We start from the raw sequence: 16,027 nt of genomic DNA, 5'->3' as shown, positions 1-16,027 counted from the left end.
GACAGTGCCGACGTTCCAGCAGTTCCCGCTCCCCGACGCGGGCGAGGGCCTGACCGAGGCCGAGATCGTCGCCTGGCACGTCGCCGTCGGGGACACGGTCGAGGTCAACCAGACGATCGTCGAGATCGAGACGGCGAAGTCGCTGGTGGACCTGCCGAGCCCGTGGAGCGGGGTCGTCACGCGGATCATGGTCGAGCCGGGCCAGACCGTCGACGTCGGGACACCGATCATCGAGGTCGACACCGACCCGTCGGGGGAGGCGCCGGTCTCCGAGCCGGTCGCTGAGCCGGTCTCCGCGCCGGTGCCCGCCGTGTCCGGCGGCGCCATCGAGCACGGGCACCGCGGCGGCGGCAACCGGCACGCGGGCGTCGAGCCCGGGGGTTCCGACGAGATCGAGGCGGCCCGGGCCGGCCGCGCGGGCGACAGGCCCGCGAGCGAACCGGCGCCGGCTGAGCCCGTCGAGGCTGCGGCCCGGGAGGCCGTCCTCGTGGGCTACGGGCTCGCCGAGACGGGCACGGGTCGGCGCGACCGGACCGCCGACGGCTCGCCGGCGTCGGCGACGACCGCCGCGACCGCCTCGCAGCGCGAGGCCACCCGGCACGCGCTGGCCAAGCCGCCGGTCCGCAAGCTGGCGCGGGAGCTGGGCGTCGACCTCGACTCGATCACGCCGACCGGTCCCGGCGGCATCGTCACGCGCGAGGACGTGCTCGGCCGCGCCGCGCAGGCCGAGGCGCGGACCCTGGCCACGTACCCCGGCGACGACGCGCCCTGGCTGGCCAGCGGCACGGTCTCGTCGGACGGCCGCCAGACCCGCGTGCCCGTGAAGTCGGTGCGCAAGCGGACCGCCGAGGCGATGGTGACCAGCGCGTTCACCGCCCCCCACGTGACGGTGTTCCACACGGTCGACGTGACGAAGACGATGAAGCTGGTCGAGCGCCTGCGGGCGGACCGCGAGTTCGCCGACGTGCGCGTCACGCCGCTGCTCATCGCCGCGAAGGCCCTCATGCTCGCCGTGCGACGGCACCCGGAGATCAACGGCAGCTGGGACGAGGCCGCGCAGGAGATCGTCTACAAGCACTACATCAACCTCGGCATCGCGGCGGCGACCCCGCGCGGGCTCGTCGTGCCGAACATGAAGGACGCGCACCGCCTCACGCTCAAGGAGCTCGCGGGAGCGCTGGCGGATCTCACGTCGACCGCGCGGGCGGGTCGCACGACGCCGGCGGACATGTCCGACGGGACCATCACGATCACCAACGTCGGGGTCTTCGGCATCGACACGGGCACCCCGATCCTCAACCCCGGCGAGGCGGCGATCCTGGCCTTCGGCGCCATCCGCGAGCAGCCGTGGGTGCACAAGGGCAAGATCAAGATCCGCCACGTCACGCAGCTCGCGCTGAGCTTCGACCACCGGCTGGTCGACGGCGCGCTCGGGTCGCAGGTGCTCGCGGACGTCGCACGCGTGCTGCACGACCCGTCGCACGGGCTGGTGTGGGGCTGAGCGCTCGCCGTGTGAGACTCCGGGGATGAGCGCACCCGGATTCGCCACGTGGCGGTGGCCCGACGATCCGGCCCCCGTCACCGTGCGGACGCTGACCGCGGACGACGACCTCGAGCTCGACCGCATCGGCTACGAGCGCGGCGACCGGCTGCACCCCCGGGGCACCGGGTTCGCCGCGCGCTCGATGCCGCCCGACAAGCTCGAGACCGCGCGGCACGGCTACCGCGTCGACACCACCAACCCCCTGGTCGTCGACGGGCTCGTCCGGCTCGAGGAGTCCGTGGCCGCCCCCTGGTTCGGGCAGCCGGGCGGCGCCACGATGTACCGGTTCCTCGACCCGAACGGCTCGTCCATCTCGGTGCGCGACCTGCGCCGGTTCCGGGTCATCGTCGAGGTGCCGCTGTGAGCGCCGCGCCGCCCGAGGTCGCCGAGCTCCACGCAGACGCCCTCGACAACGACCTGCTGGACGGCGTCGACTTCGCGGTCGCGTCCGTGAGCCCGCGGCACGGGTCCGAGTGCATCCTGTTCGACGGCTCTCCCGACGGGTTCCGCGTGCTCTACACCGACATGGGCGAGACGCGGACGCTCTTCGCGTCCCCGTCGTTCGCGCAGGCGCGGGCCGTGTTCCTCGACGAGGCGTGCTGGCTGGGCGCGGAGCGCGGGCGCGGTCCCTACGTCGGACGCGCCCAGGCCGTCGGCACCGAGGACTGGAGCCCCGCCCAGGTGGTCGCCGCGTACGAGCGGCGGGTGCTCGAGGGCCCGTGACGCCGGCTGGGCCGATCGGTGGATCCGGCGCCTGATCTGCCCGGTTCATGGTTAGGCTGCCGGGCGTGACAGCGTTCTACGACGACCCCGACGCCGCCATCGCGAAGGTCCAGCGCGACATCGCGCAGGCCCAGGAGCGCGCCGAGCGGGCGGTCGAGGTCAAGGCCTCGATCGACCGGGTCCGCGGGCGGGCGAGCAGCCCGCGGGGCGAGGTGGACGTCGAGGTCGACGCGACCGGTCAGCTGACGGACCTCGTGCTCGACGACGCCGCGATGGACCTGCGCCCGGCCGAGCTGGCGACGCTGGTCCGCGAGACCATCAAGGCCGCCGGCCGGGACGCGGGCCGCCGGGCGGTCGCCGTCACCGACGACGCGTACGGCGAGGGTTCGTCGATCAGCACGCACCTGCGCGACGAGATCGCGGCGCGCTGGGCATGAGCGGGGGATTCGAGGTCGATACCGAGGTGCTGCGCCGCCACGGGTCCCGGGTCGAGCAGGTGGCGAGCGACGTCCGCACAGCACAGTCGGCGGCCGGCTCGACCGGCTTGCACGACGGGGCGTTCGGGGTGCTGTGCTCCTTCCTGCCGGCGATCGTCGGCGGCGTGGACTCGGCCGCGCGCGAGGCGCTGTCCGCCGTGCACGAGGCGTCCGACGGCGTGGTGCGCGAGCTCGGATCGATGGCGCGGTCGTTCGAGCAGGTGGACCAGCGCGTCGAGGAGCTGCTGCGCGGCATCGGGAAGGTTCTCGACCGGTGAGCGCGAACCCGCTGGTCGCGGGGCCGGTGGACACGTCGACGGCGTTCGGCGGGGCCGGGGTCCTCGAGTCCGTCACCGACCTCTGCTCGTCGTTGGAGTCGGGCTCGTGGCTGGCCACCGGGCTGGCCGGGGTCGGCGCCGCCCTGGACGTCGCGGCGACCGTGATCGACCCGCTGGCGTCGCTGATCGGCGCCGGGCTCGGCTGGCTGATGGAGCACCTCGAGCCGCTCAAGGGCTGGCTGAACGACCTCACCGGGGATGCCGGGGCCGTGCTCGGGTTCGCCGGGACGTGGCAGAACGTGGCCGACGCGATGGGGGCAGCGGGGGACGAGCTGACCCGCGTCGTGCGCGCGGACCTCGAGGCGATGTCGGGTGCGTCGATCAGCGCGTACTCGGCGTACGCGGACGCCCTGGCCGACCGGATCCGGGCCACGGGCGGCTCGGCGTCGGCCATCGGCGGCGCACTGAAGACCTGCGCGATGGTGGTCCAGGTGGTGCACGACCTGGTCCGGGACACCCTGGCGTCGCTGGTCGGCTCGATCATCTCCTGGGCGGCCGAGGCGGTGTTCACGCTCGGGCTCGCGACGCCGGTCATCGTGGGGCAGGTCTCCACGCGGGTGTCGTCGCTGGCCACCAAGGTCGGCCGGTCGGTGACCGACGTGATCTCGTCGGCGAAGTCGCTGAAGAACCTGCTCGAGGCCCTGCAGGACGTCCTGCGGCGCCTGGCCGCCGGGGTGCGGGGCAAGCTCCCCGGCGCGAAGCCCCCGGCCGCGCCGCCGCGGCACCCGAGCGGCCTGCCGGTCGGCGACGGCGCGCGTCGCAGCACGTACGACCAGGTGCTCGACCCCCACATCCACCCGCACAACGCGGACGTCGTCGAGCCGGGCTACGACCCCTTGGGCGGGTTCGACTCCCCCGAGGACTTCCTGCAGCAGTACCACTCGCGCCCCGACGGCCACGGCGGTGTGGACTGGGACTGGCCGCCGAACGCCGGCGCCGTGCCGGGCAGCGAGGTGAGGCGGGTGCTGACCCCCGGGGACGACCTCCGGCTCGACCGGATCGGTGGCGACGGTGGCACGTACTTCTCGCCGGACGGCACGCCGTTCTCGGAGCGCGCCCTGCCGCCGGACCGGCTCAACTTCGACCGGAACAGCTACCAGATCGACACGAGCAACCCGCTGGTCCGCCAGGGCAAGATCCAGATCGAGGAGTCCCGCATCGCGCCGTGGTTCGGGCAGCCCGGCGGCGGCGTCCAGTACCGGTTCTTCGACGGGCCCAGGGAGCTGACCGCCGAGCAGGTCAAGGCCCTGGGACTCCTCAGATGAGCGAACGGAGCACGTCATGACCGAGCCCCTCCCGGACCCGCCCGCGGAGTTCGTGCAGCTCCACCACGAGGCCGAGTCGCTCGGCTACCTCAACGGCACGGACTTCCAGGTCTGGTACATCCCGGCGTCGCTGAGCAGCGAGCTCATCGTGCTCGGCTTCGACGGCCCCGACTACGCCGTCTGGTACCGCGACATGGGCGAGAGCCGCCTGGTGCTCCGGACGGCCGACTTCGCGCAGGCACGGGAGGCGTTCCTCGCCGAGCTCGCGCGCCTGGCGGGACCGCGCGGGCGCGGACCCTACGCGGGCACGACGCCGCCCGGCCGGTACGACGGGATGACGCCCGAGCAGGTGTACGAGGCGATGCAGCGGGAAGGCTACTTCGGCGGACCGTCCTGACCCGCGGCTAGGTGCGCCGCGGCCGTTCGACCACCAGGGCCGCGATGCCGAGCACGATCGCGCCGATCTCGGAGATGGCGGACAGCCACACCGGCACACCCACCCACCGCTCGTGCACCTCGAAGAAGCCGCTCGGCGTCGTCGAGATGATGAACGCGGTCAGGGTGGCGACGCCGAAGCCGACGGCGCCCAGCAGCGGGAGCCAGTGCCGCCACACGAGCACCAGCACGCCGAGCGCGAGGCCGCCGATGCCGTTGAGCAGGAACGCCGGCCCGACCACGCTGAGCGACTTCATCCCGTCCTGCCACAGGTAGAGGTGGACGACTGCCGAGACCACGACGCACAGGGCGATGAGCACCCGCAGCGGCATCGACGTCCGTCGTGGCGTGCTCTGGACCATGGCTCAGGCCTTTCCTGCGAGGACGGCGCCGTCGGACACGTGCACGTCGACCGCCGGCAGGGGTGACGGCGCCGGCCCGGAGACGTTGGCGCCGGTGAGGTCGAACACCGACCCGTGGCACGGGCACGCGAGCTGGTCGCCGTCCGGGGCGACCGTGCAGCCCTGGTGCGTGCAGATCGCCGAGACCGCGGTGACCGTGCCCGACTCGGGCTGGAGCAGGATGATCGGCTTGCCGTCGGCGCCCGTCGCGGACAGCGCCCCACCCACGGGGATGTCCGAGACCTGAGCGAGCGGTGCCCCCGGGGACGGGGTGCTGGCCGGGGCGTCCCCGCCACCGCCGCACGCCGCGAGCACGCCGGCTGCGGCGACGCCCATCGTGACGAGGCCCGCCCGGACGAGCACCTCCCGCCGGTCGAGACACCCGTCGCAGGTGTGCGCGCTGGTCGGTGCTGCCGGGGACTCCTGGGTCAACGCGGACATCTCCACCTCCGTGTCGGTACCTGCTCGGGCTGTCACCAGTGTCACGGTGCCGGGGCCGCCGTGGTTCAACCTCGACGGGCCCGGTCCGGACAGATCTGGTCGCCCCAGCCTGCCCGCTCGACCTGTGCCCGTCGCGGGCAGCGCGCTCGTGTCGCGGGGGAAGCGCGACGGCCCGGCACGCGGGTGCGTGCCGGGCCGTCGTCGGGCGGGTCGTCGACCGGTCGGATCAGTCCGCGCGGACCGGCTCGTCCTCCCGGACGCGCTCCGCGGTACCCGCGTCCTCGTCGGACGCGGTCCCCTCCGCCTCGGCGCGGTGCACCGCCGCCTCGTCGGCGACGATCCCGGCCACGCCACCCACCGCGGTCGCGGCCGCGGCCGCCTGGGCCGGGGGCTCCGCGGTCGCGCTGGCGGCGGCGTCCTCGTCGAACCGGCCCTGGATCCCCGACACGTTGCGCAGGGGCAGCTCGGGCAGCATCACCGTGAGGATCACGCCGACGGCCATGATGCACGCCGCGAGCAGCAGGACGGTGTCCACGGACTGCGCGAAGCCGTCGAGGAACGGCTGCGCGAGCCGCGGGTCGAGGTTGTTGATGAACGACGAGTCGTCGAGCGACGGCACCGCGCCCCCGCCGCCGGGCTGGAGCATCGCGAGCACCGGCGCGTTCGCCGGGTCGGCCTGCACCGCGGGATCGGCGACGGCCGCCTGGAACGCGGGGGTCCGGGCCGCGGTGCGGAAGGCCGAGGCGATGTTGCCGCCGACGGTCGAGAACAGCACCGAGAGGAAGACGGCGGTCCCGAGCGTGCCGCCCATCTGCCGGAAGAACAGGGACGACGACGTCGCGACGCCCATGTCCCGCACCTGCACGGCGTTCTGCACGGCCAGCACCAGGGGCTGCATCGTGAAGCCGAGGCCCAGCCCGAACAGGATCGACACCGTGAAGACGAAGGGCAGCGTCGTGCCGGACTCGAGGCGCGAGAACAGGAGGGCGCCGGTGCCCATGAGGATCGTGCCGGCCACCGGGAACAGCTTGTAGCGGCCCGTGCGGGACGTGGTCTGACCCGCGATGATCGAGCCCGACATGATGCCGAGCGTGAACGGGATGAGCGTGAGCCCGGCCTCGGTGGGCGTCTGGCCCTTGACGATCTGCAGGTACAGCGGCAGCGTCGCGAGGCCGCCGAACATGCCGAGGCCGATGACGGTGTTGGCGCCCGCGCCCACCGAGAACGTGCGGTTCCGGAACAGGTACAGCGGGAGGATCGCGTCGGCCTTGGCGTACCGCTCCGCGAGGATGAACGCGACGATGCCGAGCACGCCGATGACGTAGCAGGAGATCGAGCGCGTCGAGTCCCAGCCCCAGATGCGGCCCTGCTCGGCGACGACCAGCAGCGGGACCAGGGCGACGACCAGCGCGAGCGCGCCCGGGTAGTCGATCTTGTGGTTCACGCGCTTGAGCGGTGGCAGGTGCAGCACCCGCGAGATGACGATGATCGCCACGATGCCGATGGGTACGTTGATGAGGAAGACCCAGCGCCACCCGGTGATGCCGAGGATCGTCTCGGCACCCGCGAAGAACCCGCCGACGACCGGCCCGAGCACGGACGACGTGCCGAACACGGCGAGGAAGTAGGCCTGGTAGCGGGCGCGCTCACGCGGGGCGACCAGGTCGCCGAGGATCGTGATCGCGAGCGCCATGAGGCCGCCCGCGCCGAGGCCCTGGATGCCGCGGTAGATCGCCAGCTGGTACATGGAGTCGGCGGTGCCGGACAGCAGCGAGCCCACGACGAAGATCGAGATCGAGATCATGTACAGCGGCTTGCGCCCGTAGATGTCCGAGAGCTTGCCGTACAGGGGCGTCGAGATCGTGGCCGTCAGCAGGTACGCCGTGGTGACCCACGCCTGCAGGGACAGCCCGTTCAGGTCGTCGCCGATCGTCCGGATGGACGTCGCGACGATGGTCTGGTCGAGCGCGGCGAGGAACATGCCGAGCATCAGGCCGCCGAGGATCGTGAGGATCTCGCGGTGAGTCGGGGGGACGAAGGTCGAGGCGCTCGCCTCGGCGGGTGGTTCGGTCGTGGTGCTCTGCTGGGACATCGGACCTTCTCGGCAGACGGGGGGACGCGGCATGCGACTGCACTGGCGGGCGACGCTACGGGAGGGGTACGACACCCCACATTGATTGCGCAGGACAACCATCCCGCACGAACTCCGCAACAACCGTGCCAGCCCGATGTGTTCCCGGTCACGAACATTCGGCCGAGGAGCGGAGGGACGCGTCGGCCGGGCGGCCGGGGAGTTCGCCGGCGGCTACCGTGTCGGGATGCCCGTGCCAGCGACCGGACCCCTGCGCCTCGCGCGTGCGGGGACCGTCGCCGCGGTGACCGTCGCGCTCGCGGCCCTCGCACACGTGCTGGCCGGCGGGGACCTGCCGCCGTTGGTCGTGCTGGTCCCCCTGACTGCGCTCATGCTGGCCGCGGCGGTCGTCCTGACCGCTCGCCGGCTCGGCGTCGCCGGGGCGCTCGCGCTCCTCGGCGTCGGGCAGCTCGCGGTGCACTCGTCGTTCAGCCTGTTCACGTCGATGGCCTGCACGGCGGGGCCGACGGGCGAGGCCGCGCTGTTCGGGCACCTGCACCACGCGGGCATGGTGATGCAGTCGCCGACCGGGTGCTCGACCGCGGACGGGGGCGGCGTCTCGCAGCCGTTGCTCGGCGGGTCGGCCATGCTCGTGCTGCACGTCGTCGCCACCGTCGTGGCCGCCCTCGTCATCGTCGGCGCCGACCGCGCCCTCTGGTGGCTCGCCGCCTGGTTGCGGCCGCTCGTGGGCATCGGCGGCCCCGTCGTCGTCGTGCCCCGCCCGTCCTTGCCGACGCCCGCCGAGGTCCCCTGGTCGGCGACGTCCTGGTGGCGCGACGTCGTGCCGCTGCGCGGTCCGCCCGCGTGGCAGTTCCCCGTGGTCCCCCTGCGCTGACCGGTCGTGCCGGTGGCGGGCCGGCCGCGCGCTGCCACCGACGACCTCTCACCACCAAGGACCCCTCATGCCCCGCTCCGCTGCGGCCGCCGCCGCCGCACTCGCCCTCGTCCTCCTGCCCGCTACCGCCGCCTCCGCCCACGTCCGGGTGGTGCCCGAGCAGACCGCCGAGGGAGGATTCACCGTGCTCACGTTCCGCGTGCCGAACGAGTCGGCCGACGCCGCGACCTCGCAGGTCACCGTGGACCTCCCGACGGACACCCCGCTCCTCTCGGTGTCCACCAGGCCCCTGCCGGGCTGGACCGCGACCGTCGAGGAGGCGCCCCTGCCCGAGCCCGTCGACTTCTACGGCACGACCCTGACCCAGGCGCCGGCGCACGTGACCTGGACCGCCGACCCGGGCTCCGAGGTCGCCGCCGGGCAGTTCCAGGAGTTCGAGCTCTCGGCCGGACCGCTGCCCGGCGCGGGCACCCGCCTGGTCCTGCCCGCCCACCAGACGTACACCGACGGCACGGTCGTCGACTGGGACGACGTCGCCGACGAGGGCGCCGACGAACCCCAGCACCCCGCGCCCGAGCTGACCACGACGGCCGCGGCCGACGAGGGCCACCACACGGTCGACGCCGCGGCGGACCCTGCCGAGCCCGACACCCTCGCGCGCGTCCTCGGCGGCGCCGGTCTGGCCCTCGGGCTCGGTGCCCTCGTCGTCGCGGTCGTCGCGACCCGGCGTCGGCGGGCCGACGCGTGACGCGCCGCACCCTGCCCCTGCTTCTCGGTCTGGCGCTGGCCCTCGTCGGCGGGGTCGTCGGCGCCACCGCGGCCCAGGCGCACAACGTGCTGCAGAGCACCGACCCCGCGGACGGTGCCGCGCTCGAGGTCGTGCCCGACCACGTGACGCTCACGTTCAACGAGCCGACGATCGCGGTGGGCACCGAGATCGTGGTTCACGCTCCCGACGAGCGGATGGTGAGCACGGGCCCGCCCGTGCTCGTCGACAACACCGTGACGCAGGCGATCACCGGCGCGCTGCCCGCCGGCGTCTACACGGTGATCTACCGCGTCACGTCCGACGACGGGCACCCGATCGAGGGCCAGTTCACGTTCACGGCCGCGCACGACACGTCCTACGGGGTCGCGACGCCCGATCCGACGATGACGGCCGCCTCGCCCGAGCCGACAGCCTCGTCCCAGGTCACTGCCTCGCCGGCGCCCACCAGCTCGGCCGAGGTCAGCGCGTCCGCCGATCCGGCGCCTGCCGAGCGGCACGTGTCCGCCGGTCTCCTGATCGGGATCGCGGCCGTCCTCGTGGTCGTCGGCGGAGGGGTCGCGTGGCTGCTGCTGCGGAGGCGGCCGACTCCGTGACGGACCTGCCCGTGGAGCGACCTACGCTGGTCCGATGAGTGCGCCGGTGACGAGCGCCGGCCGCGCGGCCGGGGGACCGGGCGTCGACACACGTCGACCCCCGAGCCCCTGGCGCGTCGCCGTCCTCGCGGTCGCGGCGGTGGTCGCGGCCCTGCTCGGCGTGGCGTTCTCGGGCGCGGCGCTGCCGGCCCTGATCCGCGACCCGGGCGTCGCCGTGCGCTGGGGGCTGCCCGCCGCGGCGACCCTGACCGAGCTGGCCGGCTCCGTGACGCTGGGCGCGCTGGTGCTCGCCGTGTGCGTGCTGCCGCGCCGCGCGGCCACCGCGTCGACCCGGGCTCCTCGCGTCGGCGTCGGCACTGCAGACGGCGCCGCCTACCCACGCAGCACGCTGGTGGCCGGGTTCGCCGCGGGCACCTGGACCGTGCTGTCGATCGTGCACCTCGTCCTCACCTACGCCGACATCGCCGGCCGACCGCTGGACTCCGCGTCGTTCGGCGCCGAGCTCGGGGTGTTCGTCACGCAGATCGACCTTGGCCGCACGCTCCTGCTCATCACCACGGTGGCCGCCGTCGTCACCGCCCTGTCGCTGGTCATCGCGACGCCCACCGGTGCGGCCTGGACCGGGATCCTCGTGCTCGTCGCGCTGTGGCAGCAGGCTCAGCTCGGGCACGCGGCCGGGGCGTCGGGACACGACATCGCGACGTCGTCGATGGTGGTGCACCTCGTCGGCGCCGCCATCTGGATCGGCGCGCTCGCCGCGCTCGCGCTCCTGGTCCGGCGGATCGGCACCGACCTGTCCGCGTCCGTCGCCCGCTACTCGGTGATCGCCGGCTGGTGCTACGCCGCGATCGCCGTGTCGGGCCTGGTCAACGGCCTGCTCCGGACCAGCGGCTGGGACGACCTCACGACGCCCTACGGCGTGCTCCTGCTGGTGAAGACTGCTCTGTTCGGGGCGCTCGGGCTGCTGGGCCTGGCCCACCGGCGGGCGGTGCTGCCCCGGCTCGCGACGAGGACCTCCGACTGGCTGTTCTGGCGGCTCGTGCTCGTCGAGCTCACGGTCATGGGCGCCGTCTCCGGGGTCGCGGTCGCGCTCGGCGAGACCGCGCCGCCCGTCTCCGAGGAGCCGCCGCTCGACCAGTCGCCTGCGTACCAGCTCACCGGCCACCCCCTGCCGCCGGAGCCCACCGCGCTGCGGTGGCTGACCGAGTGGCGCTGGGACCTGGTGCTCGCGTCCGCGGCGGTCGCCGGGCTGCTCGTGTACTGGCGCTGGGTCCTGCGCCTGCGTCGCCGCGGCGACTCGTGGTCGCTGCTGCGCGCCGCGTCGTGGTCGGCCGGCATGGTGCTGTTCCTGTGGGCCACCAACGGGGCCCCCAACCTCTACGGGCACGTCCTGTTCAGCGCGCACATGGTGCAGCACATGGTGCTCGCGATGGTGGTGCCGCTGTTCCTCGCCCTGTCCGCGCCGGTGACCCTCGCCCTGCGAGCCCTGCCGGTGCGCTCGACGCAGCTGCGCGACGACAGCTCCCGCGGCCCCCGCGAGTGGATCCTCGTCATCGTGCACAGCCGCGTCGGGCAGTTCTTCGCGCACCCCGTCGTCGCCGCCGTGAACTTCATCGGGTCGATGCTGCTCTTCTACTACTCCGGCCTGTTCGAGTGGTCGCTGCGCAGCCCGGTCGGGCACCTCGCGATGGTCGTGCACTTCACCACCGTGGGCTACCTGTTCGTCAACGCGCTCGTGGGCATCGACCCCGGGCCCAAGCGGCTGCCCTACCCGCAGCGGCTCCTCCTGCTCTTCGCGACGATGGTCTTCCACGCCTTCTTCGGCGTGACCCTGGTGAGCGGCGACGTCCTCCTCGTCGCCGACTGGTTCGGCCTCATGGGCCGGCCGTGGGGCGCCTCCGCGATCGCCGACCAGCAGGCGGGCGGCGCCATCACCTGGGGCATCGGCGAGATCCCGACCCTCGCGCTCGCCATCGGCGTCGCGATCGCCTGGTCCCGCGACGACGACCGCACCGCCCGCCGCCGCGACCGCCGGGTCGACCGCGACGGTGACGTCGAGATGGACGAGTACAACGCCATGCTCGCCGAGCTGGCGGAGCGCGACGCCCGAGACTGACGGTCGCGCGGCGCTCCGCCGTCCGCGCCCTACGCGCTGGTGGCTGCGCCCGCACCCGACGGGCGTGCGCCGCTCCGCGTCGGCGCTCTGCACGCTGGTGGGTACGTCCCCACCCGACCGGCCTCCGCGGGCGTGAGCCCGGCACGCCCGCGGAGGCGGTGCTGGTTCGTCGGGGTGTCAGCGCCAGAACTCGGCGAGCTGCTCGGCGCGCGCAAGGCCTTGCTCGTACCCGACCCGAGCGGCGGCCGGGCGCAGCGACAGGTCCATCGCGTTCGGGCCGAACAGGTGCTCGGACTCGCTCCCCGGGAAGATCGTCTCGACCTTGCTCCCGCGTGCGCGCAGCTCGTCGGCCTGGGTGGCGAGGTGTGTGCCCCAGTCCGCCGGCACCAGCGACCTGCCGCCGAACGGCGACAGCACCAGCACGCGCTGGTACCCAGCGGCCAGATCGGCGTTCTCGGCGTTGGACCGGTAGCCGCCGTCGATGTAGAGGTGGTCCCCGATCCCGTAGGGAAGGCCGCTCGAACAGCTGGCGGCGACGGCGTCCGCCAGGTCGACGCCGCTGAAGCGGTCGAACACCACCGGGTCGCCGGTCTCCGCATCGACGGCGGTGATGAGCACCGTCCGTTGCGGCCACTGCGGGGTGGGAAGCCGCGAGGCGACGATGGCGCGCCACTTCCCCGACCAGGACCCGTCCGACGCCGCAGCCAGGTCGAGAGCCGACGCGCCCATCCGGCGGCGCATGTCGGCGGCATCCTCCGAGGTGTCGATGATCGCGGTCACGCGCTCCAGGTGGTTCACCACCGGCCGGGCCGGAGCGCGCCCCCGGTCGGGCGCTCCCTGCTGGGGTGGCGCGGCGAGGCTGACGGCGTACAGGTCCGTCGTCGTCGCGCCGGCCAGCTGGGCTGCCGCCGTCGAGCCGGCCGACGTCCCGATGGTCAGGTCCGGCGCGGTGACATCCAGACCGGCGTCGAACAGGCCGGCGACGACGCCGATCAGCCAGGCGTTGCCGGTCGATCCGCCGCCGCCGAGGACCAGCGCTCGCTCGCCTGTGGCGGGAATCCGCGACGTGGCATCCACCTGCGCGTGGACGTGCTCCGCCGTCGCCGGGTGGGCATGCGGGCGTGATGAAGAAGGTGTGGTGTTCATGGGAGTGCCTCTCGCGATTTGCCTGGCAGGCGCTCCCGGCGGCGACTAGCTCAGTCGCGCAGTCGTGGACTGCAGGGGAGCACCCAGTGTGGGTACTGCGTTCATGGGTCTCACCTCCTGCGGTCGGGTCACGATCACCGCGACGGTACCTACCTGTGGCGCCAGCGCGCAATCGACTTAGTGCCGGCCGCCGTGCCGCCGCCCCGAGCACCCGGAGCTGGAGGCGCTGGCCCGGCTCCCGGCGGGATTACGGTCGGTACGGCCTCAGCCGCACCCGGGTTGGTCGGGGTCGTCGACGCAGTTCTCCGCGACCAGGTGGGACCGGCGTTCCACCACCGCGAATGGCGCCGACGTGCTCGTCGTCTCGGCGGTCCCGACGACGTCGCGCCACTCGTCGTCACCGTCCACCCGATAGCGCCCCGACCACGTGGTGGTCAGGGCGATCGTCTGGGCGGCCGCCGGCTCCGCGTAGACGTGGAACACGTCGAAGGCCGGGTAGGGGTGACCCGGGCTGGTCGTCGACAGGTTCCGGGACTCGTCGAGGAAGTCCCACGTCCAGCTCGTCGGCGTCGCGATCACGTCGACCCCGTATCCGAGCAGCGTCGTGCGGAACGTCTGCTCGGCGGCGTCGGTCAGCACGATCGTCTCCTTGTTGACCAGCACCCAGCCGCGGTCCGGCTGCATCTGGACCACCTGTGGAGCGATGGGCAGCAGGCGGAAGTCCGCGGCGGTCAGGGTCGGGAGCAGGTCGGCGGGGCAGCCGCCGTCCGCGACGATCGTCCACGCCGACCAGGGTTCGGTCGGAGTCGCGCGGGTGCGGGTCCACAGCGGGAGCACCGGCGCGTCCTGGCCGCAGTTGTTCAGACCGGTGTCGCCCTCAGCAGCGGGGCAGGCGCCGTTGAGGGGCGTCGTGAGCTCCGCGGAGCTGGTGTTGCAGATCAAGGCTCGTTGGTACTCCCGGAGCAACGCTTCGGGCGTACCGGCCTTGGCGCGTAGGGCAAGCGCAGCTTGCTCACCTTCGAACGCGGTAAGCATGAATGCGCTCGCGTGTGCCTTGGCCGTCGTTTGGTCTCCCCACTTCTCTGGCCCTGGGGTAGTCGATGTTGATATCAGCCCGACTAACAGCGCGATGGCAGCCGCCTTCATCGCTCGTCGGCCGTGACGTCGACTTCCCGAACCGTCCAGCCGCCGTTCCAGTCCAGTGCGAACAGCAGCGCGTATTCGCTTGATGCGGATGTGCCGACGACCGCACCATCCGCATCGACTTCGGTCGTCGCACCCTGCGTTGCTTGAACGTCGACACTGTAGAAAGTCCCAGGATTCACTTCGGTGCCGCGTGCTTCATGAATCTCGGTTCCGGACTCGAGTTGCTTGTGCCCGAGCGACTGCATTGCCTCGACATTCGTCATGACGCTGCCGCAGAAGACGCAACTTTCGTCGCTAACCGCTCGCCAGTCCGCGAGGTCCCCGGTTGCGTAGGCATACGCGTAGAGAGCCAAGTAGTACCGCGCCACCTCCACCGCTCCATCGATGCTCGGCGGCTGGTCCATCGCCGCTGGGCGATCGGGCTTCACGGTGACATCCACGACCGACGGCTCGGTCGGCGTCGGAGGTGCGGATGGCGTCACGTCAACTCGCGGCGTCGAAGTTTCGGTCGCCTCGGGCGTTCCGCCCGTGCAGGCGCCAACCAGCAGCACGACAGTCACAGGCACGACGAGTCGGGCAGCACCGCGATACCTCGTCAGCCAGGGCATGCGGGCGAACGTACCGAAAACGGACGCCTCGTGTCAGGACCGTTCACCCGGTTGTGGATAACCACTGTGACGGCGAGCGCCGACGCAGATTGCCTCAATCGCTACACGCACCGAGCCCATGCGCGGACGGACAAGTCGCGACGTCGTTGCGCTGGGCGGGCGCCCGTGAACGGGCGAGCCGGTGCTCGGTGTGCGCCCGACCGGCGCCGTCCGGCGATCACGTCTGGGTGAGCAGGCCGCCGTCGATCGTGAACGTGGACCCCGTGACGTTGCCGGTCCGCGGGCTGGCGAGGAGGACGACGAGGTCGGCGACCTCGTCGGGACGCGTGAACCGCCCGGTCACCATGCTGGCCTCGGCCCCCTTGACGACGTCCGCGGCCGACACCCCGCCCGCGGCCGCGAAGGTCTCGGCGACCCCGCCGCCGCCCAGCCACAGCGCGGTCGCGACGGGCCCGGGCGCCACCGTGTTGACCCGGATCCCGCGCGGCCCGAGCTCCTTGGACAACGACTTCGACACGCTCGCGAGGGCGGCCTTGGCGGCGCTGTAGTCGAGGACGCCCGGGTCGGCGAGCACCGAGTTCACGGATCCGACGGTGACGATCGACCCGCCGTGCTCGAGCATCCGCGGGATCGCTGCGCGGGCCGCGCGCACCGCCGCCATGAGCGTGAGGTTGAGGGTGGCGGCCCAGTCCTCGTCGGTGATCGAGACGAATCCCCCGGTGCGCACGGGCGCGATGCCCACGTTGTTGACCAGCACGTCGACCCGCTCGCCGGCGGCCGCCACCAGGCGCTCCGGCCCGCCGGCATCCGCGAGGTCGACCGCGACGATCTCGACGTCTCCGGTCCGCGCGAGCTCGTCGAGCTCGGGCGTCGACCGCCGCGCCCCCGCGACCACGCGCGCGCCCTCCTGCACCAGCGCCGCCACGACCGCCAGCCCGATCCCCTTGCTCGCCCCGGTCACCACCGCGACCGCCCCACCCAGCCCGAGCTCCATGTCCACTCCCGTCGTCTCGCCCCACGGTGCCGCAGGACGCGCGGCCCCGCATCCGTCACTCGACGGT

General features: G+C 73.1%; 18 protein-coding genes. 11 read left to right on the top strand and 7 right to left on the bottom strand.

What is annotated here, in order from left to right; genetic code table 11:
- Positions 1-4 precede the first annotated feature (4 nt).
- The 7 genes from AC1DT4_RS05325 to AC1DT4_RS05295 all read left to right on the top strand — a co-directional run bounded on the left by AC1DT4_RS05325 (position 5) and on the right by AC1DT4_RS05295 (position 4,742).
- Complete coding sequence (locus AC1DT4_RS05325; RefSeq protein ID WP_477088727.1) at positions 5-1,501, top strand: dihydrolipoamide acetyltransferase family protein; 1,497 nt, start codon at positions 5-7, stop codon at positions 1,499-1,501.
- A 25-nt stretch (positions 1,502-1,526) separates the two neighbouring features.
- On the top strand, positions 1,527-1,907 hold the full coding sequence (locus AC1DT4_RS05320; protein ID WP_477088726.1) for a TNT domain-containing protein: 381 nt from the start codon (positions 1,527-1,529) through the stop codon (positions 1,905-1,907).
- Positions 1,904-2,266, top strand: a complete 363-nt coding sequence (locus AC1DT4_RS05315) for a hypothetical protein (protein ID WP_477088725.1) — start codon at positions 1,904-1,906, stop codon at positions 2,264-2,266. Before AC1DT4_RS05320 ends, AC1DT4_RS05315 begins: the two co-directional genes overlap by 4 nt.
- 65 nt (positions 2,267-2,331) lie before the next feature.
- Positions 2,332-2,703, top strand: coding sequence for a YbaB/EbfC family nucleoid-associated protein (locus AC1DT4_RS05310; RefSeq protein ID WP_477088724.1), 372 nt, complete (start codon positions 2,332-2,334; stop codon positions 2,701-2,703).
- On the top strand, positions 2,700-3,020 hold the full coding sequence (locus tag AC1DT4_RS05305; RefSeq protein ID WP_477088723.1) for a type VII secretion target: 321 nt from the start codon (positions 2,700-2,702) through the stop codon (positions 3,018-3,020). The genes AC1DT4_RS05310 and AC1DT4_RS05305 overlap by 4 nt, the downstream gene beginning before the upstream one ends.
- Positions 3,017-4,345 carry a TNT domain-containing protein gene (locus tag AC1DT4_RS05300; RefSeq protein WP_477088722.1) on the top strand — a complete coding sequence of 443 codons (1,329 nt, stop codon included), beginning with the start codon at positions 3,017-3,019 and terminating at the stop codon, positions 4,343-4,345. The genes AC1DT4_RS05305 and AC1DT4_RS05300 overlap by 4 nt, the downstream gene beginning before the upstream one ends.
- Before the next feature lie 16 nt (positions 4,346-4,361).
- On the top strand, positions 4,362-4,742 hold the full coding sequence (locus tag AC1DT4_RS05295) for a hypothetical protein (protein ID WP_477088721.1): 381 nt from the start codon (positions 4,362-4,364) through the stop codon (positions 4,740-4,742).
- A 7-nt stretch (positions 4,743-4,749) separates the two neighbouring features.
- Here AC1DT4_RS05295 and AC1DT4_RS05290 read toward each other — a convergent pair whose 3' ends face one another.
- From AC1DT4_RS05290 to AC1DT4_RS05280, 3 genes are all read right to left on the bottom strand, one after another.
- Positions 4,750-5,142, bottom strand: a complete 393-nt coding sequence (locus tag AC1DT4_RS05290; protein WP_477088720.1) for a hypothetical protein — start codon at positions 5,140-5,142, stop codon at positions 4,750-4,752.
- Positions 5,143-5,145: 3 nt separating this feature from the next.
- Positions 5,146-5,622 (bottom strand): QcrA and Rieske domain-containing protein, encoded by a 477-nt coding sequence (locus AC1DT4_RS05285; RefSeq protein WP_477088719.1) that lies wholly within the window; start codon positions 5,620-5,622, stop codon positions 5,146-5,148.
- 226 nt (positions 5,623-5,848) lie between these two features.
- On the bottom strand, positions 5,849-7,714 hold the full coding sequence (locus AC1DT4_RS05280) for an MDR family MFS transporter (RefSeq protein ID WP_477088718.1): 1,866 nt from the start codon (positions 7,712-7,714) through the stop codon (positions 5,849-5,851).
- Between the two features lie 226 nt (positions 7,715-7,940).
- Between AC1DT4_RS05280 and AC1DT4_RS05275 the strand changes: the two genes are divergently transcribed.
- The 4 genes from AC1DT4_RS05275 to AC1DT4_RS05260 all read left to right on the top strand — a co-directional run bounded on the left by AC1DT4_RS05275 (position 7,941) and on the right by AC1DT4_RS05260 (position 12,066).
- A complete protein-coding gene (locus tag AC1DT4_RS05275) occupies positions 7,941-8,588 on the top strand; it encodes a hypothetical protein (protein WP_477088717.1) in 648 nt (215 codons plus the stop codon).
- Between the two features lie 67 nt (positions 8,589-8,655).
- The gene (locus AC1DT4_RS05270) at positions 8,656-9,336 is read left to right on the top strand and encodes a YcnI family copper-binding membrane protein (protein ID WP_477088716.1); all 681 of its coding nucleotides are present in this window, start codon (positions 8,656-8,658) and stop codon (positions 9,334-9,336) included.
- Positions 9,333-9,950 carry a copper resistance CopC family protein gene (locus AC1DT4_RS05265; protein WP_477088715.1) on the top strand — a complete coding sequence of 206 codons (618 nt, stop codon included), beginning with the start codon at positions 9,333-9,335 and terminating at the stop codon, positions 9,948-9,950. Before AC1DT4_RS05270 ends, AC1DT4_RS05265 begins: the two co-directional genes overlap by 4 nt.
- A gap of 34 nt (positions 9,951-9,984) precedes the next feature.
- Positions 9,985-12,066 carry a bifunctional copper resistance protein CopD/cytochrome c oxidase assembly protein gene (locus AC1DT4_RS05260; RefSeq protein WP_477088714.1) on the top strand — a complete coding sequence of 694 codons (2,082 nt, stop codon included), beginning with the start codon at positions 9,985-9,987 and terminating at the stop codon, positions 12,064-12,066.
- A gap of 177 nt (positions 12,067-12,243) precedes the next feature.
- On the opposite strand, the gene AC1DT4_RS05255 is transcribed toward AC1DT4_RS05260, so the two are convergent.
- From AC1DT4_RS05255 to AC1DT4_RS05240, 4 genes are all read right to left on the bottom strand, one after another.
- Positions 12,244-13,212 carry a patatin-like phospholipase family protein gene (locus tag AC1DT4_RS05255; RefSeq protein ID WP_477088713.1) on the bottom strand — a complete coding sequence of 323 codons (969 nt, stop codon included), beginning with the start codon at positions 13,210-13,212 and terminating at the stop codon, positions 12,244-12,246.
- A gap of 264 nt (positions 13,213-13,476) precedes the next feature.
- Positions 13,477-14,154, bottom strand: coding sequence for a hypothetical protein (locus AC1DT4_RS05250; protein ID WP_477088712.1), 678 nt, complete (start codon positions 14,152-14,154; stop codon positions 13,477-13,479).
- 200 nt (positions 14,155-14,354) lie between these two features.
- Positions 14,355-14,966 (bottom strand): DUF6318 family protein, encoded by a 612-nt coding sequence (locus tag AC1DT4_RS05245; RefSeq protein ID WP_477088711.1) that lies wholly within the window; start codon positions 14,964-14,966, stop codon positions 14,355-14,357.
- 217 nt (positions 14,967-15,183) lie between these two features.
- Positions 15,184-15,960: an SDR family NAD(P)-dependent oxidoreductase gene (locus tag AC1DT4_RS05240; protein WP_477088710.1), complete on the bottom strand. Its 777-nt coding sequence runs from the start codon at positions 15,958-15,960 to the stop codon at positions 15,184-15,186.
- Between the last annotated feature and the right edge of the window lie 67 nt (positions 15,961-16,027).

Source organism: Cellulomonas sp. P4_D11, from assembly GCF_056401915.1.
This window is presented reverse-complemented; position numbering and strand designations above follow the sequence as displayed.

What these genes read in the sequence shown, in the direction of transcription:
- AC1DT4_RS05320 (WP_477088726.1), top strand. Translation starts at nt 1,527, where the DNA reads ATGAGCGCACCCGGATTCGCCACGTGGCGGTGGCCCGACGATCCGGCC.
- AC1DT4_RS05305 (WP_477088723.1), top strand. Translation starts at nt 2,700, where the DNA reads ATGAGCGGGGGATTCGAGGTCGATACCGAGGTGCTGCGCCGCCACGGG.
- AC1DT4_RS05295 (WP_477088721.1), top strand. Translation starts at nt 4,362, where the DNA reads ATGACCGAGCCCCTCCCGGACCCGCCCGCGGAGTTCGTGCAGCTCCAC.
- AC1DT4_RS05290 (WP_477088720.1), bottom strand. Translation starts at nt 5,142, where the DNA reads ATGGTCCAGAGCACGCCACGACGGACGTCGATGCCGCTGCGGGTGCTC.
- AC1DT4_RS05285 (WP_477088719.1), bottom strand. Translation starts at nt 5,622, where the DNA reads ATGTCCGCGTTGACCCAGGAGTCCCCGGCAGCACCGACCAGCGCGCAC.
- AC1DT4_RS05280 (WP_477088718.1), bottom strand. Translation starts at nt 7,714, where the DNA reads ATGTCCCAGCAGAGCACCACGACCGAACCACCCGCCGAGGCGAGCGCC.
- AC1DT4_RS05275 (WP_477088717.1), top strand. Translation starts at nt 7,941, where the DNA reads ATGCCCGTGCCAGCGACCGGACCCCTGCGCCTCGCGCGTGCGGGGACC.
- AC1DT4_RS05270 (WP_477088716.1), top strand. Translation starts at nt 8,656, where the DNA reads ATGCCCCGCTCCGCTGCGGCCGCCGCCGCCGCACTCGCCCTCGTCCTC.
- AC1DT4_RS05260 (WP_477088714.1), top strand. Translation starts at nt 9,985, where the DNA reads ATGAGTGCGCCGGTGACGAGCGCCGGCCGCGCGGCCGGGGGACCGGGC.
- AC1DT4_RS05255 (WP_477088713.1), bottom strand. Translation starts at nt 13,212, where the DNA reads ATGAACACCACACCTTCTTCATCACGCCCGCATGCCCACCCGGCGACG.
- AC1DT4_RS05245 (WP_477088711.1), bottom strand. Translation starts at nt 14,966, where the DNA reads ATGCCCTGGCTGACGAGGTATCGCGGTGCTGCCCGACTCGTCGTGCCT.
- AC1DT4_RS05240 (WP_477088710.1), bottom strand. Translation starts at nt 15,960, where the DNA reads ATGGAGCTCGGGCTGGGTGGGGCGGTCGCGGTGGTGACCGGGGCGAGC.